The 22,090-nt window shown below is 49.7% G+C and carries 23 protein-coding genes; 10 read left to right on the top strand and 13 right to left on the bottom strand.

All coding sequences use genetic code 11. The features are described 5' to 3' along the window. Positions 1 to 278: 278 nt before the first annotated feature. Entirely contained in the window at positions 279 to 1,754 is a 1,476-nt protein-coding gene (locus BZJ18_RS05025; RefSeq protein ID WP_077455576.1) for an aminoacyl-histidine dipeptidase, read from the top strand. Here BZJ18_RS05025 and dinB read toward each other — a convergent pair. The 10 genes from dinB to bolA form a co-directional block, all read right to left on the bottom strand. Then, the gene (gene dinB / locus BZJ18_RS05020; RefSeq protein ID WP_077455575.1) at positions 1,751 to 2,800 is read right to left on the bottom strand and encodes a DNA polymerase IV; all 1,050 of its coding nucleotides are present in this window, start codon (positions 2,798 to 2,800) and stop codon (positions 1,751 to 1,753) included. The two genes, BZJ18_RS05025 and dinB, sit on opposite strands and share 4 nt — an antisense overlap. A gap of 82 nt (positions 2,801 to 2,882) precedes the next feature. Continuing rightward, positions 2,883 to 3,104, bottom strand: a complete 222-nt coding sequence (nqrM, locus tag BZJ18_RS05015; RefSeq protein WP_069587436.1) for a (Na+)-NQR maturation NqrM — start codon at positions 3,102 to 3,104, stop codon at positions 2,883 to 2,885. 30 nt (positions 3,105 to 3,134) lie between these two features. Then, positions 3,135 to 4,151 carry an FAD:protein FMN transferase gene (locus BZJ18_RS05010; RefSeq protein ID WP_069587437.1) on the bottom strand — a complete coding sequence of 339 codons (1,017 nt, stop codon included), beginning with the start codon at positions 4,149 to 4,151 and terminating at the stop codon, positions 3,135 to 3,137. 84 nt (positions 4,152 to 4,235) lie between these two features. Continuing rightward, a complete protein-coding gene (nqrF, locus tag BZJ18_RS05005) occupies positions 4,236 to 5,459 on the bottom strand; it encodes an NADH:ubiquinone reductase (Na(+)-transporting) subunit F (RefSeq protein ID WP_077455574.1) in 1,224 nt (407 codons plus the stop codon). Positions 5,460 to 5,490: 31 nt separating this feature from the next. Next, positions 5,491 to 6,087, bottom strand: coding sequence for an NADH:ubiquinone reductase (Na(+)-transporting) subunit E (gene nqrE / locus BZJ18_RS05000; protein WP_069587439.1), 597 nt, complete (start codon positions 6,085 to 6,087; stop codon positions 5,491 to 5,493). A 6-nt stretch (positions 6,088 to 6,093) separates the two neighbouring features. Further along, on the bottom strand, positions 6,094 to 6,726 hold the full coding sequence (locus BZJ18_RS04995; protein ID WP_077455573.1) for an NADH:ubiquinone reductase (Na(+)-transporting) subunit D: 633 nt from the start codon (positions 6,724 to 6,726) through the stop codon (positions 6,094 to 6,096). Then, complete coding sequence (locus BZJ18_RS04990; protein WP_077455572.1) at positions 6,719 to 7,522, bottom strand: Na(+)-translocating NADH-quinone reductase subunit C; 804 nt, start codon at positions 7,520 to 7,522, stop codon at positions 6,719 to 6,721. The genes BZJ18_RS04995 and BZJ18_RS04990 overlap by 8 nt, the downstream gene beginning before the upstream one ends. Further along, positions 7,512 to 8,753 (bottom strand): NADH:ubiquinone reductase (Na(+)-transporting) subunit B, encoded by a 1,242-nt coding sequence (locus BZJ18_RS04985; RefSeq protein WP_069587442.1) that lies wholly within the window; start codon positions 8,751 to 8,753, stop codon positions 7,512 to 7,514. Before BZJ18_RS04985 ends, BZJ18_RS04990 begins: the two co-directional genes overlap by 11 nt. A gap of 3 nt (positions 8,754 to 8,756) precedes the next feature. Beyond that, a complete protein-coding gene (locus tag BZJ18_RS04980) occupies positions 8,757 to 10,097 on the bottom strand; it encodes a Na(+)-translocating NADH-quinone reductase subunit A (RefSeq protein ID WP_077455571.1) in 1,341 nt (446 codons plus the stop codon). A gap of 410 nt (positions 10,098 to 10,507) precedes the next feature. Then, complete coding sequence (bolA, locus tag BZJ18_RS04975) at positions 10,508 to 10,816, bottom strand: transcriptional regulator BolA (protein WP_077455570.1); 309 nt, start codon at positions 10,814 to 10,816, stop codon at positions 10,508 to 10,510. A 193-nt stretch (positions 10,817 to 11,009) separates the two neighbouring features. Between bolA and BZJ18_RS04970 the strand changes: the two genes are divergently transcribed. The 7 genes from BZJ18_RS04970 to BZJ18_RS04940 all read left to right on the top strand — a co-directional run bounded on the left by BZJ18_RS04970 (position 11,010) and on the right by BZJ18_RS04940 (position 17,334). Continuing rightward, complete coding sequence (locus BZJ18_RS04970) at positions 11,010 to 12,137, top strand: methyltransferase (protein ID WP_241824918.1); 1,128 nt, start codon at positions 11,010 to 11,012, stop codon at positions 12,135 to 12,137. A gap of 19 nt (positions 12,138 to 12,156) precedes the next feature. Further along, positions 12,157 to 12,726: a YajG family lipoprotein gene (locus BZJ18_RS04965; protein ID WP_069587446.1), complete on the top strand. Its 570-nt coding sequence runs from the start codon at positions 12,157 to 12,159 to the stop codon at positions 12,724 to 12,726. A gap of 2 nt (positions 12,727 to 12,728) precedes the next feature. Continuing rightward, the gene (locus BZJ18_RS04960; protein WP_069587447.1) at positions 12,729 to 13,289 is read left to right on the top strand and encodes a peptidylprolyl isomerase; all 561 of its coding nucleotides are present in this window, start codon (positions 12,729 to 12,731) and stop codon (positions 13,287 to 13,289) included. 21 nt (positions 13,290 to 13,310) lie between these two features. Further along, a complete protein-coding gene (locus tag BZJ18_RS04955) occupies positions 13,311 to 14,702 on the top strand; it encodes an AmpG family muropeptide MFS transporter (protein ID WP_077455568.1) in 1,392 nt (463 codons plus the stop codon). A gap of 215 nt (positions 14,703 to 14,917) precedes the next feature. Beyond that, positions 14,918 to 15,733 carry a nucleoside-specific channel-forming Tsx family protein gene (locus tag BZJ18_RS04950; RefSeq protein WP_077455567.1) on the top strand — a complete coding sequence of 272 codons (816 nt, stop codon included), beginning with the start codon at positions 14,918 to 14,920 and terminating at the stop codon, positions 15,731 to 15,733. A gap of 108 nt (positions 15,734 to 15,841) precedes the next feature. Beyond that, positions 15,842 to 16,729 carry a 2-dehydropantoate 2-reductase gene (locus BZJ18_RS04945; RefSeq protein WP_077455566.1) on the top strand — a complete coding sequence of 296 codons (888 nt, stop codon included), beginning with the start codon at positions 15,842 to 15,844 and terminating at the stop codon, positions 16,727 to 16,729. A gap of 2 nt (positions 16,730 to 16,731) precedes the next feature. Then, positions 16,732 to 17,334: a DJ-1 family glyoxalase III gene (locus BZJ18_RS04940; protein WP_077455565.1), complete on the top strand. Its 603-nt coding sequence runs from the start codon at positions 16,732 to 16,734 to the stop codon at positions 17,332 to 17,334. A 55-nt stretch (positions 17,335 to 17,389) separates the two neighbouring features. Here the strand turns inward: BZJ18_RS04940 and thiI are convergent, their stop codons facing one another. From thiI to pomA, 3 genes are all read right to left on the bottom strand, one after another. Further along, positions 17,390 to 18,838, bottom strand: a complete 1,449-nt coding sequence (gene thiI, locus BZJ18_RS04935) for a tRNA uracil 4-sulfurtransferase ThiI (RefSeq protein WP_069587452.1) — start codon at positions 18,836 to 18,838, stop codon at positions 17,390 to 17,392. A gap of 147 nt (positions 18,839 to 18,985) precedes the next feature. Continuing rightward, positions 18,986 to 19,921 carry a flagellar motor protein MotB gene (locus tag BZJ18_RS04930; RefSeq protein ID WP_077455564.1) on the bottom strand — a complete coding sequence of 312 codons (936 nt, stop codon included), beginning with the start codon at positions 19,919 to 19,921 and terminating at the stop codon, positions 18,986 to 18,988. Positions 19,922 to 19,964: 43 nt separating this feature from the next. Beyond that, the gene (pomA, locus tag BZJ18_RS04925) at positions 19,965 to 20,726 is read right to left on the bottom strand and encodes a flagellar motor protein PomA (RefSeq protein WP_077455563.1); all 762 of its coding nucleotides are present in this window, start codon (positions 20,724 to 20,726) and stop codon (positions 19,965 to 19,967) included. 222 nt (positions 20,727 to 20,948) lie between these two features. On the opposite strand from pomA, the gene xseB reads away from it, so the two are divergent. Together xseB and ispA are read left to right on the top strand one after the other, a co-directional pair. Next, on the top strand, positions 20,949 to 21,194 hold the full coding sequence (xseB, locus tag BZJ18_RS04920) for an exodeoxyribonuclease VII small subunit (RefSeq protein WP_077455562.1): 246 nt from the start codon (positions 20,949 to 20,951) through the stop codon (positions 21,192 to 21,194). Continuing rightward, a complete protein-coding gene (gene ispA, locus BZJ18_RS04915) occupies positions 21,187 to 22,086 on the top strand; it encodes a (2E,6E)-farnesyl diphosphate synthase (RefSeq protein ID WP_077455561.1) in 900 nt (299 codons plus the stop codon). The genes xseB and ispA overlap by 8 nt, the downstream gene beginning before the upstream one ends. Positions 22,087 to 22,090: the final 4 nt, after the last annotated feature.

Genomic DNA, 22,090 nt, shown 5'->3' with positions numbered 1-22,090 from the left:
TACTCGGGTTCACTCCATGAACAATCGATAACCTGTGTTATCAGTGTCTAAATAATAACCCACACGTAATTATATTACAAGCAATAGAGTGACAAGAGTCACAAAAAGTTCATATTTGGTAGTTTTATTACGCCCACAACGCCTAGATATCCGGCATGCACTCTGTTTTTCCTTCCCTTGATCCTGCGACTGTCACCACCTAGTCGACAGTGGTATGCTTGGTAAAGTCCATCTATTTCAGTAAGGCCTACTGTTTAAAAGGCCAACAATAAAATAAAATGGAGTCTACCGTGTCTGAGATCAGCCAATTATCACCCCAGCCTGTTTGGGCTTTTTTTGACCAGATTTGTGCTATTCCACATCCCTCTTACCACGAAGCACAATTGGCAGCATTCATTGTCGATTGGGCGAAAGGCCGAGGTTTAGAGGTTCGCCAAGATCCCACTGGCAATATTTTTATCCGCAAACCGGCGACGCCGGGAATGGAAAACCGCAAAGGTGTAGTACTACAAGCCCACCTTGATATGGTGCCGCAGAAAAACGAGCACACCGAGCACGACTTTACCACCGATCCGATTCGCCCTTATATCGATGGCGAGTGGGTCACGGCGGATGGCACGACATTAGGCGCCGATAACGGTATTGGAATGGCCTCCTGCCTTGCCGTCTTAGCGGCTGATGACATTGAACATGGTCCGCTCGAAGTGTTGCTCACCACCAACGAAGAAGCTGGGATGGACGGTGCATTTGGCCTAGAAGCAGGCTGGCTTGAAGGAGAAGTGTTACTGAACACAGACTCCGAACAAGAAGGAGAAATCTACATGGGCTGTGTGGGCGGCGTCGATGCTAGCATGCACTTTCCGGTCGAGCGTCATCCCATCGGCGACAATTTTGCGCGTTTTACTGTCGGTATAAAAGGCCTTAAAGGCGGCCACTCTGGGGTGGATATTCACACGGGTCGCGCCAATGCCAATAAGCTACTTGCACGCATGCTCAGCCATCACCTCAGTGAGGTTGATGTCAGTCTGATTGCATTACGAGGCGGCACACTGCGTAACGCCATCCCGCGTGAAGCCTTTGCTGATATTGCCGTGCCAGTCGAGCAAAAAGACGCATTAGCCGCGGCGATAGATAACTACGCCCAGTTGCTTCACGATGAGTTGGGACGCTTGGAGGAGAACGTCACTGTTGTACTCGATGCGTCCGACAATCAAGCCGACCCTTTGACCCGTGCCGTACAATCTCGGCTACTCGCGGCCTTAAACGCGGCGCCAAACGGTGTTATACGGATGAGCGATGATGTTCCGGGTGTGGTAGAAACCTCACTGAACTTAGGTGTTATCCAAACCGATGAGCATACTATTACGGGATTGTTTTTGATCCGCTCATTGATCGATTCAGGGCGAGAAATGGTGCAAGGCATGCTGCGCTCACTGGCCGGTTTAGCAAACGTGACCGTCGAGTTTTCCGGCGCATACCCGGGGTGGAAGCCTGATCCGGACTCTGAAATCATGCATATTTTCCGCGATACCTATGAAGCTATCTATCAGCGTAAGCCTGATATCATGGTGATCCACGCGGGATTAGAATGCGGTCTATTTAAAAAACCTTATCCGGATATGGATATGATCTCGTTTGGTCCAACGATTAAGTTCCCTCACTCACCTGATGAGAAAGTGAACATTGAAAGTGTGGGTCACTATTGGCAACAAATGCGCGCTATCTTAAAAGCGATTCCTGAAAAGCGCGCTTAAGCGAGTAAACTTAGCTGGGGGTCATTGTCGTCCCCCAGCCCTACCGACAAACCAATCAGCCGCACCGCTCTACCCTCGCCTCGATAAAACGCTTCATGCAACAAGGTATCAAATAGCCCTCGATCTAACCGCTCACAGCGGTGTGCAACCGTCGTGGTTTGAAAGTCGTTGAATTTGAGTTTGACTCCTTGGCGACAAATCCGCCCATTCGCATCGGCTTTTTCGAGTCGCCGTTGGAGCTCTTCGTATAAAGTATCTAGCCACTGTAAACAATCATTCAGCGCCGCAAGATCTTGCGATAAAGTGCGCTCTACGCCAACGGATTTACGTATCCGCTCCACTTGCACTGGACGTCGATCAATACCGTGTGCTCGCTGCCATAGTACCTGCCCAAATTTACCAAACCGCTGGATCAGTTCACCATGATCGCTACACTGCACATCTCTACAGGTAAACAAATTCAGTTCATGAAGCTTGGTTAAGGTGACACGTCCTACGCCCGGAATACATTGCAAAGGGAGTTCAGCCACAAAGGTGTCGACCTCGTCAGGGGTGATCACGCATAAGCCATCCGGTTTGTTGATATCTGAGGCGACTTTGGCGAGAAACTTGATTGGCGCGACGCCTGCCGACGCGGTTAATGATAGCTCGTCGCGAATGGTGTGACGAATCGCTTCTGCAATGCGGGTTGCCGAGCCTTGATGACTGTCGCAATCTGTAACATCTAAGTAAGCCTCATCAAGAGAGAGGGGCTCAATAATATCGGTATAACGATGAAAAATAGCATGAAGCTGCTGAGAAACGGCGCGGTACTTGGCCATATTGCCACGCATAACCGTCAGACCGGGACATAGTTTAAGTGCTTGAGCTGTCGCCATCGCGGAACGGATCCCAAAGCGACGCGCGGGATAATTGCAGGTTGCAATCACCCCTCGCCCATCAGGTGACCCGCCAATCGCAAGAGGCACCTGTTGTAAGGCAGGGTTATCACGCATCTCCACTGCCGCATAGAAACAATCCATGTCGATATGGATGATTTTCTTCATGACAATCCTGCATGGCCACCAGATAAGACAGAGTGACTCACTGGTGGCTATCTACTGTACACCTGATCGCGTCAGGTCTCGGCTAGATAATTTGGTTTTTCTTCCACTCACGGGTTTTCTCTGCACGCGCTTCTCGCTTTTTACGTGCATCGCACGGCTCTGGGCAGTCGCATTCTTTTTCAATACCGATTGCGCCTAGGCCACCACAGCTCCCACTGATGGTTTTTTGCTGTACGATGTAGCCGATCGCCATCCCTGCAATCACAAGTACAAAAACAGCAAAGGTGATAAGAAATACTGACATAATTGCTCACCTACTATCGTTATTGCGTATTTAACGCTTTAAATAAGGCTTAAACGCCTCAGATGCGATTTCTTTAAAACCGTCATCCGTTTTCACTACCATAAAGGCAGGAATATTGGCTTGATTTGCCAATGCAACGGCTTTCTCTGGTCCAAGTACCATGAAGCCTGTTGCCAAACCATCCGCCGTCATACAAGACGGATCCAACACAGTGACAGACACTAAGCGATGATGAATCGGTCGTCCTGTTGCTGGATCAATGATGTGCGAATAGCGTACCCCATCATGCTCAAAGTAATTGCGATAATCCCCTGACGTGGCAACCGCCATATCCCCAGGCTCAATAATCTCTTGCACCGACTGTGTGCCGGCACTAGGCTTTTCAATCGCGATGCGCCAAGGTACGCCGTCTTGGTTCACACCTTTTAATTGTAACTCACCACCAATCTCAACCAAATAGTTATCGAGACCAAGTGACGCCAAATACTCAGCGACCACATCTACGCCGTATCCTTTGGCGATCGTTGACAAGTCGACATAAAGGTCAGGATTGGTTTTGGTCAACTGATTGCCCGATAAAGACAGGCTCTCTAACCCCGTCATCGCCATTCGCTGTGCGATTTCTTCGTCGGTCGGAATATTCTCTGGTCGTTTTTCAGGGCCAAAGCTCCAAAGATTCACTAACGGTCCAACCGTGACATCTAACGCGCCATCGGTGAAGGCGTTAAGACGCATCGCTTCTTTCACCACTTTCGCCGTCGCGTCAGATACCTCAACCGGAGAGTCAGCACGATGTTGATTGAAACGGCTCAGCTCCGAATCGTCTCGATACGTCGACATCTGGTCATTGACCAGCTCCAAACGCTTATCGATTTCTTTTTGGATAACCGCCTTCTCGGGCGTGTTTTCCGTTGCAATGTACTTAATGGAGTAATACGTGCCCATTGTACTGCCATTAAGATGGACCAGCTCAGGTGAACGCTCACAACCGACCAAAGCCACGAGCAGTGTCAGCGTTGCCACACAGCCTAACCAAAACTTCTTCATATGGGTGTCCTTCGACGCGAGGTTGATACGTAAAATGGCTGACCCAAAGGCCAGCCATTAAAAGGTAAGTCACACGTTGTGATCTTAGCCGCCGAAGTCATCCAGAAGGATGTTTTCGTCTTCAACACCTAAGTCTTTCAGCATACCGATAACGGCTGCGTTCATCATTGGTGGACCACACATGTAGTATTCACAGTCTTCTGGCGCTTCATGATCTTTGAGGTAGTTCTCATAAAGCACGTTATGGATAAAGCCTGTGTAACCATCCCAGTTATCTTCTGGTAGTGGGTCTGACAGTGCGCAGTACCACTTGAAGTTATCGTTCTGCTCTTGAAGCATATCGAAATCTTCAACGTAGAACATTTCACGCTTAGAACGTGCACCGTACCAGAAGGTGATCTTACGATCTGAGTTCAGACGTTTAAGTTGGTCAAAGATATGCGAGCGCATTGGTGCCATACCGGCACCACCGCCGATAAAGACCATTTCAGCGTCGGTATCTTTCGCGAAGAACTCACCGAACGGTCCTGAGATCGTACACTTATCACCGGCCTTCAGTGACCAAATGTAAGATGACATTTGACCCGGTGGCACATCAGGGTTACGTGGTGGTGGCGTTGCCACACGCACGTTCAGCATGATGATGCCTTCTTCTTCAGGGTAGTTCGCCATTGAGTAAGCACGGATGATTTCTTCATCCACTTTTGACTCATAGCGGAACAAGTTGAACTTCTCCCAGTCTTCACGGTATTCCTCAGGAATATCAAAGTCTGAGTACTTAATGTGGTGCGGTGGCGCTTCAATTTGAATATAACCACCTGCACGGAAAGGTACAGACTCACCGTCAGGAATGCGCAGCTTCAGCTCTTTGATGAAAGTGGCTTTGTTGTCGTTAGAAATAACTTCACAATCCCACTTCTTCACGCCAAAGATTTCTTCTGGCAATTCGATCTTCATGTCTTGCTTTACAGCAACCTGACATGACAGACGCTCACCTTCACGTGCTTCACCTTTGGTGATGTGATCAAGCTCGGTTGGCAGAATATCACCGCCACCTTCTTTGATTTTTACGCGGCACTGGCCACATGAACCACCACCACCACAGGCAGAAGAAACAAACACACCAGCACCGGCCAGTGCACCAAGCAGTTTACCGCCTGGCTGAGTAACGATCGCCTTTTCAGGATCGTCATTGATATCAATTGTGACGTCACCGGTTGGTACCAGCTTGGACTTGGCGAACAAAATCACCAATACCAGCGCCAGTACAATCAGAGTAAACATCACTACACCAAGAATAATGTCCATTGACTATTCCTTTTCTCGCAGTTTACCCGGCTTACAGTTGCACACCAGAGAAAGACATAAAGCCCAATGCCATCAAACCAACTGTGATAAAGGTGATCCCCAAACCACGCAGTGCTGGCGGCACGTCTGAATATTTCATTTTCTCACGGATACCCGCTAGGGCGACGATGGCTAGCATCCAGCCCACCCCAGAACCGAAGCCGTAAACCACTGACTCTGCGAAGTTGTAATCACGCTGAACCATGAATGATACGCCACCGAAGATGGCACAGTTCACCGTAATAAGCGGCAGAAAGATACCCAGCGCGTTGTAAAGCGGCGGGAAGAAGCGGTCGAGTACCATCTCAAGAATCTGTACCAACGCCGCGATAACGCCGATGAAGGTAACAAAGTTCAAGAAACTCAAATCGACGCCTTTCACCAGCGCGTCTTCACGCAGAACCAAGTTGTAAACCAAGTTGTTAACCGGCACTGAGATGGTCAGTACCACAACCACGGCCACACCCAGACCAAATGCGGTTTTTACTTTCTTGGATACGGCCAAAAAGGTACACATACCAAGGAAGAATGCCAGCGCCATGTTCTCGATGAAGATAGAGCGCACTAGCAGGCTCAAATAATGTTCCATGTGCTATTACTCCTTCGCTTCAACTTGTTCAGGTTTGAAGGTACGCACAATCCAAATCAAAAAGCCGATGAGGAAGAATGCAGATGGGGCCAGAAGCATCAAACCGTTTGGCTGATACCAACCCCCTTCATTGACCACAGGTAGAATAGACACACCAAACACTGAGCCAGAGCCCAGTAGCTCACGGAAGAACGCGACTGTCATCAGCACAAAGCCGTAGCCCAGTGAGTTACCAATACCGTCAATAAATGATGGCAATGGCGACGACTTCATCGCATACGCCTCAGCACGACCCATCACGATACAGTTGGTAATGATAAGACCAACGAATACGGACAGCTGCTTAGAAATGTCGTACACGAACGCTTTCAATGCTTGGTCAACCACGATAACTAACGACGCGATGATCGCCATCTGAACGATGATACGTACGCTGTTAGGAATGTGGTTACGGATCAAAGAAACACACAGATTTGACATCGCCGTTACGAACATCACCGCCAACGTCATAACAAATGCCGTTTGCATCTGTGTGGTCACCGCCAAGGCCGAACAAACACCGAGGACCTGTAAGGCAATCGGGTTATTGTCCAGTACCGGTGACAGAAGGTTTTTCTTCAGTTCTTTAGCTTCAGCCATCGATCAGGCCTCCCTCGCGAACTTTTGCTAGGAATGGACCAAAGCCCATGTCACTTAGCCAGAAGTTAAACTGGTTCTGAACACCATTACTGGTTAGGGTCGCACCCGACAATGCATCGATACCGTGCTCACTACCTTGAGGAGCGCCGCCTTTAACGATGCGAATCGCTGGCTCGCCCTGCTCGTTGAATAGCTTTTTGCCATCCCACTGCGCGCGCCATTTCGGGTTTTCAACTTCACCACCTAGCCCTGGTGTTTCACCTTGCTCGTAGTAAACGATGTCAGCAACTGTATTACCGTCGGGTTCTACCGCTACGAATGCGTACATCATGCTCCAAAGGCCAGAACCATTGACGGGCAAAATCAGACGCTGAGTTTGACCTGCCTCGTCTTTGACTAAGTACACCTTAGCGACGTCAGGACGACGACCGATATCGGCAATGTTTTCATCGCCACTCAGCTTTTTCGACAAGGCCGGATCATTGGCAGCCGCACGCTGATCGTAATCAGCTGCCGATTCAACGTTGACCGTCTCAGGGCTAACAAATTCACCGTCATCTAGGCTGACTAGACGAGTCTCAATGTACTTGTTGTAAGCATCATTGATCGCACTTTTGCCACCCGTGACATCAATACCAGCCACCGAAAGGATGTTTTTCTGTACGTCTAGCTTTGCATTAATTTGTTGCAAAGGACGTAGCGCTACTGCTGCACCAGACACCACAATCGAGCACACCAAGCTCAATGCGATAACAACGAGCAGCGTCTTTTTAATACTATCGTTACTACTTGCCATTACGAGCCAGTCTCCGTTTGATGTTGCCCTGAATCACCAGGTTATCGAACAGTGGTGCAAACAGGTTCGCGAACAAGATCGCCAGCATCATCCCTTCTGGGTATGCTGGGTTAACCACGCGAATAATCACGGCCATCGCACCAATCAAAATGCCGTACCACCATTTTGCTTTATTGGTGAACGCAGCAGAGACAGGATCCGTCGCCATGAACATCATACCGAACGCAAAACCACCCAGTACAAGGTGCCAATGAGCAGGCATGCTAAACATTGGGTTGGAATCAGAGCCAATCACATTGAACAAGGTTGCCGCGGCGACCATACCGAGGAAGGTACCCAAGATGATTCGCCATGATGCAATGCGCATGTAAACCAGCGCCGCACCGCCAATCAAGATGGCAAGCGTCGATACTTCACCCATTGAACCTGGGATGTTACCAATGAAGGCGTCCATCCAAGTCATGGTTTGACCGGTCACGTTGTGCATCAGCGCCATTTCACCGCCGGTTGACCATTGACTCAGTGCTGTCGCACCCGAGAAGCCGTCCGCAGCGGTCCATACCAAATCACCAGAGATTTGAGCAGGATACGCGAAGAACAAGAATGCACGGCCAGCCAACGCAGGGTTCAAGAAGTTACGGCCTGTACCACCAAAGATTTCTTTTGCAACCACCACACCAAAGGTGATACCCAAAGCGGCTTGCCACAATGGCAGCGTTGGCGGAACGATCAGTGCAAAAAGAATCGAGGTCACGAAGAAACCTTCGTTCACTTCGTGCTTACGGATAATACAGAACAGTACTTCCCAGAAACCACCCACGATAAACACGGTGGCATAAATAGGCAGGAAGTAGGTGGCACCCAAGACCATTTTGGTGCCCCAACCTGCACTCGCAAGCGGCCCCGCAATCGCCTCAGTCAGCCAATAGTGCCAGTTCCCTTCAATGATTTGCGCAAGCTGCGCGCCTTCATATAAATGGTTCAGGCCCATAATGGCTTGGTTACCTGTGTTGTACATACCCCAGAACATTGCGGGGAACACAGCAAACCACACCATGATCATGATGCGTTTCAAATCGATGCTGTCACGCACGTGAGCGCCAGCTTTGGTCACCATGCCTGGCGTGTACAAAATGGTCGCGACCGCTTCATACAGGGCAAACCACTTCTCGTGTTTACCGCCTGGCTCAAAGTGTGGCTCGATTTGCTCTAAAAAGTTTTTCAGGCTCATCTGTTACCCTTCCTTCTCAATTTTTTCCAGGCTCTCGCGGAGCATTGGGCCAAATTCGTACTTGCCAGGGCAGACAAATGTACAAAGTGCCAAATCCTCAGGATCTAACTCCAGCGCGCCTAACTGTTGCATACTATCTGTATCACCGGCACAGATATCACGCAGCAGCATAGTCGGCTCGATATCCAGCGGCATTACTCGCTCATAGTTACCGATTGGCACCATGGAACGATCACTACCGTTGGTCGAAGTGGTCATATTGAAAAGTTGGCCTTTAAACAGGTGGCCAAGGTACGCACGGGTCACAGAGAAGCGGTTTTTGCCGGGAGATAACCAACCGAACAACTCTTTCTCATTACCTTCGCGTAATACAGACACTTGCAGGTGGAAACGGCCAAGATACGCATGAGGACCAGTCGCTTTAGTGCCCGAGAGTACAGAACCAGAGATAATGCGGCTCTCGCCAGCCATCAGCTCACCGTCCGTCAACTCATCGAGGTTAGCGCCCAGTTGAGTACGTACCAAGCGTGGCTTATTGACCATAGGGCCAGCTAAGGCAACCACGCGATCGGTGTTGATTTCACCGGTCAGAAAGAAATGGCCAAACGCAATGACGTCTTGGTAGTTTAGGTGCCATACCATTTTTTCCATACTTGCTGAGCGCAAGTGATGGATATGGGTACCGACAAGACCAGCTGGGTGAGGACCAGCGAAGACGTGCTGCTCAACGTTTGATTGCTTGCTAGTCGGTAACTCTACGTCTGCTTTACAAACGAATACCGTTTTTTCGGTAAGGCGAGAAACCACATCTAGGCCAGCAACGAAAGCCTCTTTTTGCTCATCAATGATCACTTTCGGATCCGCAGCAAGCGGATTGGTGTCCATGGCATTGACAAAGATAGCTTCCGGCACGGCATCAACCGCAGGCGACTTGCTAAAAGGACGAGTACGAAGCGCTGTCCACATGCCAGACTCGACCAGTTGGTCAACAATGGCTTGGCGATCTAGCGATGCCAACTGTGAGGCTTCGTATTTATTAAACGTGACTTGCTCGTTTCCATCGACTTCAATGACGACAGACTGAAGAACACGCTTGGCACCGCGGTTAACTTCAACCACTTTACCAGCTGCTGGTGCAGTGAATTTCACGCCCGGATTCTTCTTGTCTTCAAAAAGAATCTGACCTTTTTTCACTACATCACCCACACGCGCGTGCATGGTGGGGCGCATTCCAACGTACTCTTCGCCAAGCAAGGCGACTTTCTTGACGGCTGGGCCGTCATTTATCACCTGAGTAGGAGTCCCGGCAATAGGGATATCCAAACCCTTTTTTATTGTAATCATACGCACTTGCACTACATTAACGGGAAAAAGAATTCTGTTATTGCGCAGTTAAAGACACGACTTTCGACTGTTTGGCGGCCATGACGGCCCACCGTCGCAACATCCTGCTAACCAAATCGTTACACAAAGGTAGCCTAGGTTAGTCTTTCAGCGCCGTATTCTATCACTAACCCCAGCGTTGATTCTATGGGTATTGTCACTGGAGCGTGGCAATTATCCATACCTGTACAAACAACACTCGCTATAAGCTCACAGTTTCACTGCTGTTTTTTTGTTCACCTTAGCAGGCAATGCGAATACTCGCCTGTGATGATGAAACGAAAGCCGTACGCAGTTACCACTCACCGAACCGCTCATATTTATGTAAGAATTTGTTGCCACAACGTGAAAACTCAACATCAGCGCTGACGCTATTTGCCCCCACCGCGACAAGCGGGTGAATCCGGAGCTTGCGCTTGTGACGTCCACTCTTGCGGCGTGTAAGTGTGGATCGCCAACGCATGAATATGATGGGCCAACTCATCAGATAAGGTCGCATTCACTGCGCGGTGACGTTGAATTAAACGCTGACCGTCAAATGCCTCTGATACCACCACGACTTTAAAGTGGCTCTCTGACCCTTCTGGCACGTTATGCATAAAGCTTTCATTACGAACATCCAGAAAGCTAGGCGAAAAAGCCTGCTCGAGCTTCTCGGTGATCTGTGTTTGTATTTTCATTTTGCTTCCCACATTTTACACGGGGAGCACAGGTGCTCTCAGTGTAGATGCTATTGATGATTTTGCGACTTTCGCGGTGGCGTGATCTTTCAACACCAGAGATGACGCCACGTTTTAAATTGCAGTCTCTGGCTGAGTGCGACAATATACCCACTTTATCTAGCGCGACGCAAAAACTCCGATGAAGACTGAAATGACGACGCCTGCGGGCCAGCCATTAATACTCCACCGTTATCCCCGACGTAAAAACGAGACGCTGCAAGCGTTCGACGCAGCCGACGAATACTTGATTGAGCACGTGGCTGAGTTGTCATTACCGGCCGGTGCGCGTGTGTTGATCATCAATGATCACTTTGGCGCGCTAAGCTGCTGGGCGTCACAACAAGGCTATGACACGATTCAAATCAGTGATTCTGTGGTGGCACAACAAGCAACTGTCCAAAACTTAGCCGCCAATGCCTTGCCTAGCATCGTCCAATTAACCAGCCTAGAGCCGCTGCCTGAGCGCATCGATGTGGTGCTATTACGGATCCCGAAAAGCACACGCATGTTGTCATGGCAATTACAGCAACTTGCCGCAATCACCGATTCATCCATTCCCGTCATCGCCGCGGCGAAGGCCAAAGAGATTCACACCTCAACGTTAAACCAGTTTGAGCGCCAGCTCGGCAACACAGTGACCTCACTAGCGAAGAAAAAAGCACGCTTAGTATTTTGCACGCCACGTGACGACAAACCCGAGTTAATCGACCAGCTACATACGTTCGATGTGCCTGATTACGCCATGACACTGGCGAATTTCCCCAATGTATTCTCTGCGCAAAAACTGGATATTGCGGCGTATTTGATGTTACCGCACATTCCGAGTGAACCCGGATTAAAAAGGATTGTCGATCTAGGGTGTGGTAATGGTGTGCTTGCCTTGCAAGCCGCTCGAAACAATCCAAATGCCTTTATTCATGCCGTTGACGAAAGCCATATGGCTGTCGCATCGGCGCAACGTAACCTTTTAGCGCATCACATTGCGCCCACGCGCTTTGAGTGTGAAGCGCGGGATTGTTTGAGCGAGTTTGCACACCATGATGTGGACTTGGTGATGTGTAATCCACCATTCCATCAACAACAAGCCATTACCGATCATATTGCTTGGCAAATGTTTTGTGACGCAAAACGTGTTCTGACCAATCATGGCCGCCTTTTAGTCATCGGAAACCGACATCTCGGCTATCATGCTAAGTTAAAACGCCTTTTTGGTAATGTCTCCGTCATTGCGTCGAATAAAAAATTCGTTATTCTTCAAGCAGTACACGCCCAACATTAAGTAAAGGATGCTGAACACAATGAAAAAACTGCTCGTTGCCGCTGCCGTGCTTATCCTAGCAGGCTGTTCATCGCCGCGTGATCCGCAACTGACTATCGCGCCCAAACCCGCCACCTCAAACCAACAGCAAGTGAATAACTTGCCCGTGGTTGTGAAAAGCCGTGATCTGCGTACCGCCCAGTTTGTGGCTGTCATTGACAGTGGTCGCTCTAACGTGAAGCCCCTGCATGCTAGCCAGAATCTGCGCGTTGTCTTAGAAGATACCCTTTCTCGCCAACTTTCTTCGCAAGGCTTCCGTGTAGTGGCGAATGGCCCGGGAACGCTGCGCCTCGATATTCTTGATGCCCTCGTGCGTGTAAAACACACGGTGTTTAAGCACAATATGGAAGCGTCGGTCCAGCTTCAGCTGGTCGCAGAGTCTCCTGATGGTCGCTTCGTGAAGCGTTACACTGGCAAATCAACCCAAGAAGGGATCAGCAGCGCATCGCCTGATGATATCGAAATGGCTCTGAACAACTTGCTTGAGGCGGTACTGCAAGATATTGCCAACGACGAGCAGTTGCTTAAGCACATGAAAGAGCACTTTTAATCATGCGTACCTTCTGCATGATGTGCATGCTTGCATTGGCTGCATTGCCAGCGCAGGCGGAAGTGTTGGTGAAGGTGGATACAACGCTCGGCGCATTTACGCTCAGTCTTGATGAGCAAAAAGCGCCCAAAACCGTGGCTAATTTTCTCCGTTATGTTGATGATGGCAGCTATGTTGGCTCTCAATTTCATCGCGTGATCCCGGGGTTCGTGGTCCAAGGTGGTGGGTTTGATAAAGACCTTGAGCGCCTGCCGGTATATGACACGGTTGACAATGAATCCACTAATGGCCTGAGCAACCGACGCGCCACGATTGCGATGGCCAGAACCAATGACCCCGATTCGGCCACGCGTCAATTTTACATTAATATCAACGATAACGGCTTTCTGGACGCCACGCCCAACAAGCTTGGCTACACCGTTTTTGGTCGAGTGGTTGAAGGCTTTGTCACGGTGCAAAACATTTCATCTCAATCAACCGTGACGATCCCAAGCAAGCGGATGCAAGACGTACCACAACAACCCATTGTGATAAATAGCATCTCTCGAATATCTTCTCAGTAGCTGACAGGCAGGCTTGCGATCATGTTACCTAATCTTAAGGGGGCGCTTGCGCCCTATGCCGACCGCCGACTCCTTTATGTGTTCTTAATGGGCTGCTGTAGCGGCTTTCCTTGGGTGTTAATCGGCTCCAACTTAAACGGCTGGCTCGCGGATGAAGGGCTCTCTCGTACCGCGATTGGCCTATTCGGCTCGGTGTTTGTGCTGTATGCGGTGAACTTTCTCTGGGCGCCTTTGATCGATAGACTCAAAGTGCCCATGCTTAATGAGCGCTTCGGACAACGCCGCAGTTGGATATTGCTCACCCAAGCGCTGATTCTGATCGCAACCTTGGCCTTATCTCAGCTTAATTTACACGGTTTGACAGCCATTGATCCTTGGGTGACCACTGTGGTGCTTTCATCGCTGATTTTTGCGATTGCACTCGCCTCTGCCACCCAAGATATCGCCATTGATGCCTTTCGTATTGATAATTTTGCGGAGCATGAGACCGATAAGTTCCCACTTGCCTCTGCCATGTCCGTCATTGGATGGTGGACGGGATATTCTCTGCCCGGCTACATCGGTTTTATCAACGCTGACGCCATCGGTTGGAATCAGGTGTATGTGATCATGGCCGGGTTCGTAGGCTTAATGTTACTGGCCACCTTATTCGTTAAGGAGCCTGCCAGTGACCGCGAACAGCGCCAAGATGCCGCGACCCGTTACTATCTAGGGAAAGGATACAGCAGTGCACGCACTTGGTTAGCAGTGACTGTGTTTGAACCTTTTGCCGAGTTTTTCCGCCGCAACGGTGTAAAAGTTGCGTTAGCCATTCTGTTGTTTGTTTTTCTCTTTAAGATTGGCGAGGCCTTTTTGGGCCGGATGTCGATTGTCTTTTACAAAGATGTTGGCTTCAGCAATGAGCAAATTGGTTATTACTCCAAGCTCGTAGGTTGGGGACTGACCGTGGTGTATACCTTAATCGGCAGCTACATTAACTTGCGCTTTGGGGTAATCAAAGGCTTGTTTATTGGCGGGGTGGCCATGGCCTCCAGTAATTTGATGTTTGCTTGGCTTGCTGTGGTGGGGCCAGACGAGCACCTGCTGCTAGGCGCGATACTGGTGGATAACTTCACCTCGGCTTTCGCCACCATTGCCTTTGTCTCTTTCTTGACCTTCTTAACCGGGCGCGCTTTTTCCGCCACTCAATACGCGCTGCTTGCATCGTTGGGTAACCTTGGCCGTACCTCTCTCGCATCCTTTAGCGGTATGATGGTGGATTGGCTGGATAGCTGGTCAACATTTTTCGTAATAACCTCATTGATGGTGCTCCCAGGTCTAGTCATGCTGCTCTATATTGGTAGACAATTTAGAAAAGAATCATCGCACCATGACGCACCTTCTGGACAATGTCTAAAAACCCGGCAAGACTAGCGTTTCCCTATCACAGCGGAGTGCAAAAAATTGTGCTCCGCTCGTCATTTTCTTTTAATCAAGATCACACAAAAATGACATGTAATCGGATACATTCCACCTTCAGTCACATCTAAAATTCGTGTCTACATTCGTTACATTCTTTATGGTGAACTTAATCAATATACTGCCTCCATTGAACTCAACGGTTACACACTTAAGCAGAGGCAGTCACCATGAAAAAGTCCCTACTCGCACTTGCCGTCATGGCAGCTAGCGCCGCACCTATCGCCAACGCGGCTGATTACTCAGACGATATCTATAAAAACGATCATAAATGGCTTCAGTTTAACGCCATGTATGCCATCAACGAGAAACCTCAGTTCGGTCCTGACACCGATAAAGATCATAATTACCTCGAGATGGAATTTGGCGGCCGTAAGGGCGTGGTTGATCTCTATGGCTATGTGGACATCTTCGACCTTGCCGAAAGCGATAGCGATAACAACAATAAAAAAGGCGCGCCTAAAGCCTTTATGAAGCTAGCACCACGCTTCTCAATTGACGGCATCACCGGGCAAGACTTGTCGTTTGGCCCTATACAAGAAGTATACTTCTCGACTTTGTTTAACTGGGGTGGTGGCGATAGTGACACTAACAACTCGTTCTGGGGTGTCGGTGCCGATGTTGAACTACCTTGGTTTGGCAAAGTAGGCATGAACCTTTACGGTTTGTATGACATCAACAAAAAAGACTGGAACGGTTACCAATTCTCGACCAACTGGTTCAAGCCTTTCCACTTTTTCGACAACGGTAGCTTCCTGTCATACCAAGGCTATATCGATTACCAATTTGGTGCCGATGACACTTTCAAAGGCAACAGCCAAGCGACCCACGGCGGCGCAATGTTTAACGGCCTATATTGGCACTCAGACAACTATGCCCTCGGTTATGGCCTAAAAGCCTATAACGATGTCTACTTGATTGAAGATGGTGGCACAACGGAAAGCTCAGGTATTTCCCACTACCTAAGCGCCACCTATAAATTCTAACTGACTGCGCCGGCCTCTCGGTCGGCGCTTTTTCCTCCCCCAACTTGTTTCTCTGTCTTGCTCTTACCTCGTGATAAACTATGCACTTTTAACCGCTCTGAGCTTGTCATGAACATAACTTTTATCGGTGTAGGCGCAATTGGTACTTTGTGGGCAACCCAATTAGTGCAAGCCGGTCATCGCGTGCAGGTGATCACCCGTGCAGGCACAGAAGTGTGTCGGCAATTGGTACTCGACAGCCATACCGTGACGGTCCCCGCTAACCAGCCACAAGCCATTACCGATTGCGATCTATTAATGGTGTGTACCAAGGCTTACGACGTCATGCATGCCTTACAACCTCTCATCGAGCAGCTTCATCCCGATACAATTATCGTCTTAATGCACAATGGGATGGGACCGCATGCGCAAATCAAAACGCTAGTGAGTCCGTCGCAACCTTTATTGCTCGCCACCACCTCACACGGCGTCTTTAGCCCCTCTCAAGGGAGCTATCAGCATACCGGCCACGGAGAGACTTACATCGGCGCGGCGAATCAGGCAGGTCAGCAGTGTGCCTTTGTCGCCGAGGTGTTGGATCATGCCTTGTCGCCAGTGTACTGGCACGAAGCGATTATCCATCAGCTATGGCATAAGCTGGCGGTTAATTGTGTGATCAATCCACTCACCGCGATTCATCAAGTGAATAACGGAGCATTGTTATCTGCCGACTACCAAGACACCATCCAGTTACTTTGCCAAGAACTTGCCCGTGTGATGCAAGCTGATGGACTCGCCACCCATGCCGAACAGCTAAAGACACAAGCACTGGCAGTGGCACGCGCCACCGCAAATAACTATTCATCAATGAATCGCGACTGCTATCATGGCAGAAAGACAGAGCTTGAACAGATCACAGGCTATTTACTGGCTCGAGCGGCACATCATCAGATTAAGGTGCCTACTCATCAGGCGCTGTATGACGCCGTGAAGCAACGTGAGGTACAAAAAGGATAATCATGAAACCGATTAACGTCTTAGTATGCGTGGCACCCGGCAGCGAGGAAATGGAAACCGTCACCGCCATTGATGTGATGAAGCGGGCTGGTTTTTGTGTCACCGTTGCCAGCGCCGACCCTGAAGGTTCACTCACTTTAACCTGTTCTCGTGGCGTACAATTAGTGTGCGATGCACCTTTGGCGAGTGTGGCCGACCAGCCGTTTGATTGCGTCATTTTACCCGGGGGTATTGACGGGGCGCAGTGTTTAGGCGACAGCGCGATCGTGATAGAAATTATCAAACAACAGCAAAGTGACCATGCATGGGTCGCGGCTATCTGCGCGGCTCCCGCGCTTGTTCTGCAGCGTCACCAGCTTTACCCCACCTCTCATATCAGTTGCCACCCCAGTGTCAGCGAGCAGATCCCAGAGCAATGGCGCAGTCGTCGCCGTGTGATGACTGATTATGATCACAAGTTGATCACCAGCCAAGGCCCGGGCTCTGCGCTCGAATTTGCCATTGAGATTGTTCACGTCTTGGCAGGGAAAGCACTGGCCTGGCAGGTTGCCGAACCTATGGTTCCCCTCCCAAACTTGCAGTACGAGAAAAAATTCGCCGAATAAAAAACAGGCAGCGAGGCTGCCTGTTTTTCTTTGCTTAAATCGTGCTTTGTCGCGATTAGCCGCGATAGACTTTGACATTTTCAAAGCCCATGTCTTTTAGATACAGCGCTTGAAGGCGGCTCATCACACCACGCTCACAGTACAGCAAGTAGGTTTTGCTTTGGTCTAGGTCGCCAAAGCGGGTCGCTAATTTAAAGAAAGGAATATGAACAACGTCAGTGCCGTCGATGTTCAGTGGCTTTTCCTCTTCTTCATCACTGCTGCGAATATCAATGACAATCGCGCCTTGCTCGGCCTCGTTAACCAGTTCAACCTCGGGAGCCTTTTCCTGACTAAGTTTCTCGATATCGCGAATATCCATCACCGAGGCATTGTTAACCACTTGCTCCAGTAACGCGAAGTCAAATTTCGCTTCCTCGGCCTCAAGTTTGGCTTTCTCGGCTTTGATCGTTGGGCTTTTCGAAATCACACCACAGAATTCAGGCATGGTTTTAGCGAAGTCTTCAGTGCCGATTTTACGGGCTGTCTGGATAATGTCTTCTTTATCCCAGTTGATCAGCGGACGCAGGATTAACGTGTCCGTCACGTTATCAATCATGCGTAAATTGGTTAGAGTTTGGCTCGACACTTGTCCTAAGGCTTCGCCGGTGACCAGAGCTTGAATACCGAAACGCTCGGCAACCATGCTTGCCGCACGCATAAACATCCGCTTTAGCACGACTCCCATCTGACCATCATCGATGTTTTCGAGGATACTGGCGACAACCGGCTCAAAGTCGATAGAAATAAATTTCACTTTCGCCGACGAGCCAAACTTGTTCCACAGGAAGTGAGATACCTGCTGCACACCCGTTTCATGGGTTTTGCCGCCTAAATTGAAGAAGCAATAATGGACCTTGCTACCGCGCTTAATATGCAAGTAACTCGACACCCCTGAGTCGAATCCTCCCGAGATCAAGCTCAGCACATCTTCTTGCGTGCCGAGAGGGAAGCCACCCAAGCCAGTATGACGGTGCTTTACCAAGTTCAGCTTATCGTGGTCCACTTCCATCATCACGGTCACGTCAGGCTTTTTCAGCTGTACGCTGGCGGTCGGAACGGCTTGGTTTAACCCACCTCCTACGTAACGCTCTACATCAATCGAGGTAAAGTCATGCTGGCCGCGGCGTTTAGCACGCACGCAAAAGGTTTTTCCTTCGATTTGATGACGAACACCCTCAAGGGTGAGTTCATAGATGTGGTGTAAATCGTTAAATAACGTTTGCTCAACCTCAAGCACCGTCTGCACGCCCGGCGTGTTGGTTAATACATCCAGGACAAGCTGACGCTCGTTTGGTTGTTTTAACGTCACCTCAATGTGATCCCTACGGTTATATACTGCCGTATTATCTGTCCGACGCTTTAAAATATTACGAATATTGCATTCGAGGATTTTAGTAAAACGCTTTCTAACAGACTCACTTTTGACGATCACCTCAGGGTGAATTTTAACGATAAACTTCATAACCGGTTCGATACAGCTGGAAACAAGGTCGCGGATTATACAATAACCACGTCCCAGCTGAAACCGGGTATTTTTGCGTCTAAACAAAAGTGAAAAATCCGACCGTAATAAACGTTTTTAATCAATCCATTACGGTCAGAATCTAGCTTATGGGGTAGGTGCAGCCGCATTGTCGGCCGATATTTCATCTGAAAAGCTGGGTTTTCCTTGAATCACAGCGATTTCCACACGGCGATTGGCTGCACGATTATCGGGCGAGTTATTGGGCGCGCGAGGCTGAGTGTCTGCCAACCCTTCCACTTTCATGCGCAAATGGTTAAACCCGGGCACTTTTTCCATTTCTTGCGCTACCGATACCGCACGCTGCGCGGATAAATCCCAGTTGGAACGGTACAGCTCCGATTCCAAAGGTGTGCTGTCCGTGTGGCCTGACACTTTGATTTCACCGGGCACGTCTTTTACCAATTCCGCAATTTGGCGCACCATGGGGCGGAACTTGGGTTGCAAAAAGGCCGAATTTTGTGGAAATGCGCCTTTTTCCCGAATACGGATCACCAGTTGTTGACCCAAGTTTTCAACTTCAACGGCTCCTTCTTCGATTTCACGCTCTAACGCCTGCACAATCATCTTTTGCAACTGTTCCATTTGCTGCTGGCTTTGTTGCTGCTCCAGTTGAGAAGCAACCTGTGCACTGGTGCCTCCCTCCATATCCGACGCAGTGCGTTGTGAGCCGCCCGAGCGGTCCGATTCGCCTTCTTGGAAATTAAGCGTTCGTTGGGTCATGTCGATGGTTTGCTGCATGATCACTTCGATAGGGGTCGGCTCTGGTCGCCCCGGACGGAACTCTTGCGCAATCACACTGGTACCTTTGGGAATGTCTTTGACTTCCAGAACATTTTGTACCCCGAAGGCAAACTTCATCGACCCTGCTATCTGCTTAAACTTCAAAACGTCCATCTCAGAGAAGGACAGCAAAAGCACGAAAAAGCACATCAGCAGTGACATCAGGTCAGCGAACGTCCCCATCCACGGCGGCAGGCCGGGCGGTGGACATTTGCATTCCTCTTCTTCTTGTTGTGCCATCTAGACTCCTTACCCACGGTTCACTGGCGTGATCGGCCAGTGCTTAATTATCGACATCCACTTCACGTTTGCTCTCGTTGAGGTAGTTTTTCAAAAATCCGTCGATAACACGCGGGTTTTGCCCATCCTGAATGGCCAACAAGCCATCCATAATTAAGCGCCGATTCAGTTTTTCTTGCCCTTTACGCAACGCAAGCTTGTTAGCGATCGGTGTTGCAACCATATTGGCGAGCATGGCGCCATACATGGTGGTCAACAAGGCCACGGCCATCGCAGGGCCTATGGCTTTCGGGTCATCCATATTGGAGAGCATCGCCACCAGACCAATCAAGGTCCCGATCATCCCCATTGCCGGCGCAACATCGGCTAACGCCGCATAAAAACTGATCCCGTGGTCGTGACGCTCCTCGGTCAGACTAATGTCTTTTTGCAGGGTGGCTCGCACCACATCCGCATCGTGTCCATCCACCAGTAAGTCGACCCCTTTTTGCATAAACGAGTTACTGACTTCCATCTCTTCTAACGCCAAAAAGCCGCCTTTACGGGCCGCATCTGCCATTTCAATAATCTTGGCAATCAAGTCTTCCGGATCGTCCGACTTAAACATGAACGCCTTGCCTGCAATCTTAAAGCAAGCAAAAAACTGTCCCATGGTGTAGTTGGTCAACACCACGAAAAGACTGCCCCCGATAACAATCAGTACGGACGGCACGTCGAAGTACATGTTCATGGTGCCGCCCAACAGCATGGCCATAATGACGAATGCGAACGAGCCTATAATGCCGATGAGCGTCGCTATATCCACGTCAGTCTCCCTTAGATTACATCGGTTCGTTATTATTTGTTTTTGTTGTCTTTGGTTGTATCGGCAACCAATCCTATAGGTTTAGCGCAAATCCGCAAATACCAACAAGCAGAATGCGTGATTTGCAAAGCAGCGTTTGGGGCACAAAAATCGCCTGATGAATTTGACCCCCTGTCAGCACTGGGTTAACGTCTGCCCCTCCCTCTCTAATTTTATTGCATCATGGCTGTGAAGAAACCAGAAAATATGACCTTTGAGGACACCCTCAAAGAGTTGGATGCGATCGTCGGTGCTTTAGAGACTGGCGACCTCGCCCTTGATACGGCAATGAAGCGCTTTGAGCGCGGTATTGCGCTTGCGCGCCAAGGACAAAAAACCTTAGCAGATGCTGAACAGCGCGTTGAGATTCTGCTTTTTCAAGATGATGACGCGCCACTGACTGAATTTTCTCACGACGACAATGACTGATTCCGTTGTACAGCTCGCGCTGCGGGAGACGCAACACCGCAGCAACCAACAGCTATCGCGTTGGCTAAACACACTCTCGCATCAAGATTTGCCGCTTATTAAAGCAATGCGCCACGGCTTACTGCTCGGCGGCAAGCGCGTTCGTCCTTTCTTGACCTATGCTACCGGACAATTGTTTGGCGTGCCCATCACTGATTTGGACACGCCCGCTGTGGCGGTAGAGTGCATTCACGCGTACTCCTTGATCCACGATGATTTGCCCGCCATGGATGATGATAGCCTGCGACGAGGTCAACCGACTTGCCATATCGAGTTTGATGAAGCGACCGCCATTCTCGCCGGGGACGCCTTACAAACCTTGGCGTTTACGGTGTTATCCGAAGGGTCGCTCAATCCAAACGCTGAATCTTACCGTATCGATATGATCAGAACGCTGGCAAACGCCAGTGGCGCCAGTGGAATGTGTCTAGGTCAAGCGCTCGATCTCACCGCCGAAGGCCAACACGTCGGGTTAGAGGCGTTAAAACAAATCCACCGTAACAAAACGGGGGCATTAATTAGAGGCGCGGTCAGACTGGGGGCTTTTGCCGCCGGCGAGAAAGGGGTGACGCACCTTGACGAGCTGGATACCTTTGCCAACGCCATTGGCCTCGCGTTCCAAGTGCAAGATGACATTTTAGATATCACAAGCGATACCCAAACATTGGGGAAACCGCAGGGATCTGACATGAGCGCGGATAAAAGTACCTACCCTGCGCTACTCGGTTTACAGGGCGCGCAAGAAAAAGCACAGCAACTTTACCAAGAAGCACTACACGCGCTGCATGCGATCCCCTACAATACCGAACAACTGGAAGTTTTTGCCCGATATATCATCGAGCGCAACAACTAGCATT

It is taken from the genome of Salinivibrio sp. IB872 (assembly GCF_001995345.1).
Taxonomy (GTDB): Bacteria; Pseudomonadota; Gammaproteobacteria; order Enterobacterales; family Vibrionaceae; genus Salinivibrio; species Salinivibrio proteolyticus.
Note: the sequence above shows the minus strand (reverse complement) of the source record. Positions and strands in the feature narration are given on the sequence as shown.

Excerpts from the sequence above, each read along its gene's own strand:
- BZJ18_RS05025 (WP_077455576.1), top strand. The coding sequence starts at position 279 with ATGGAGTCTACCGTGTCTGAGATCAGCCAATTATCACCCCAGCCTGTT.
- dinB (WP_077455575.1), bottom strand. The coding sequence starts at position 2,800 with ATGAAGAAAATCATCCATATCGACATGGATTGTTTCTATGCGGCAGTG.
- nqrM (WP_069587436.1), bottom strand. The coding sequence starts at position 3,104 with ATGTCAGTATTTCTTATCACCTTTGCTGTTTTTGTACTTGTGATTGCA.
- BZJ18_RS05010 (WP_069587437.1), bottom strand. The coding sequence starts at position 4,151 with ATGAAGAAGTTTTGGTTAGGCTGTGTGGCAACGCTGACACTGCTCGTG.
- nqrF (WP_077455574.1), bottom strand. The coding sequence starts at position 5,459 with ATGGACATTATTCTTGGTGTAGTGATGTTTACTCTGATTGTACTGGCG.
- nqrE (WP_069587439.1), bottom strand. The coding sequence starts at position 6,087 with ATGGAACATTATTTGAGCCTGCTAGTGCGCTCTATCTTCATCGAGAAC.
- BZJ18_RS04995 (WP_077455573.1), bottom strand. The coding sequence starts at position 6,726 with ATGGCTGAAGCTAAAGAACTGAAGAAAAACCTTCTGTCACCGGTACTG.
- BZJ18_RS04990 (WP_077455572.1), bottom strand. The coding sequence starts at position 7,522 with ATGGCAAGTAGTAACGATAGTATTAAAAAGACGCTGCTCGTTGTTATC.
- BZJ18_RS04985 (WP_069587442.1), bottom strand. The coding sequence starts at position 8,753 with ATGAGCCTGAAAAACTTTTTAGAGCAAATCGAGCCACACTTTGAGCCA.
- BZJ18_RS04980 (WP_077455571.1), bottom strand. The coding sequence starts at position 10,097 with ATGATTACAATAAAAAAGGGTTTGGATATCCCTATTGCCGGGACTCCT.
- bolA (WP_077455570.1), bottom strand. The coding sequence starts at position 10,816 with ATGAAAATACAAACACAGATCACCGAGAAGCTCGAGCAGGCTTTTTCG.
- BZJ18_RS04970 (WP_241824918.1), top strand. The coding sequence starts at position 11,010 with ATGACGACGCCTGCGGGCCAGCCATTAATACTCCACCGTTATCCCCGA.
- BZJ18_RS04965 (WP_069587446.1), top strand. The coding sequence starts at position 12,157 with ATGAAAAAACTGCTCGTTGCCGCTGCCGTGCTTATCCTAGCAGGCTGT.
- BZJ18_RS04960 (WP_069587447.1), top strand. The coding sequence starts at position 12,729 with ATGCGTACCTTCTGCATGATGTGCATGCTTGCATTGGCTGCATTGCCA.
- BZJ18_RS04955 (WP_077455568.1), top strand. The coding sequence starts at position 13,311 with ATGTTACCTAATCTTAAGGGGGCGCTTGCGCCCTATGCCGACCGCCGA.
- BZJ18_RS04950 (WP_077455567.1), top strand. The coding sequence starts at position 14,918 with ATGAAAAAGTCCCTACTCGCACTTGCCGTCATGGCAGCTAGCGCCGCA.
- BZJ18_RS04945 (WP_077455566.1), top strand. The coding sequence starts at position 15,842 with ATGAACATAACTTTTATCGGTGTAGGCGCAATTGGTACTTTGTGGGCA.
- BZJ18_RS04940 (WP_077455565.1), top strand. The coding sequence starts at position 16,732 with ATGAAACCGATTAACGTCTTAGTATGCGTGGCACCCGGCAGCGAGGAA.
- thiI (WP_069587452.1), bottom strand. The coding sequence starts at position 18,838 with ATGAAGTTTATCGTTAAAATTCACCCTGAGGTGATCGTCAAAAGTGAG.
- BZJ18_RS04930 (WP_077455564.1), bottom strand. The coding sequence starts at position 19,921 with ATGGCACAACAAGAAGAAGAGGAATGCAAATGTCCACCGCCCGGCCTG.
- xseB (WP_077455562.1), top strand. The coding sequence starts at position 20,949 with ATGGCTGTGAAGAAACCAGAAAATATGACCTTTGAGGACACCCTCAAA.
- ispA (WP_077455561.1), top strand. The coding sequence starts at position 21,187 with ATGACTGATTCCGTTGTACAGCTCGCGCTGCGGGAGACGCAACACCGC.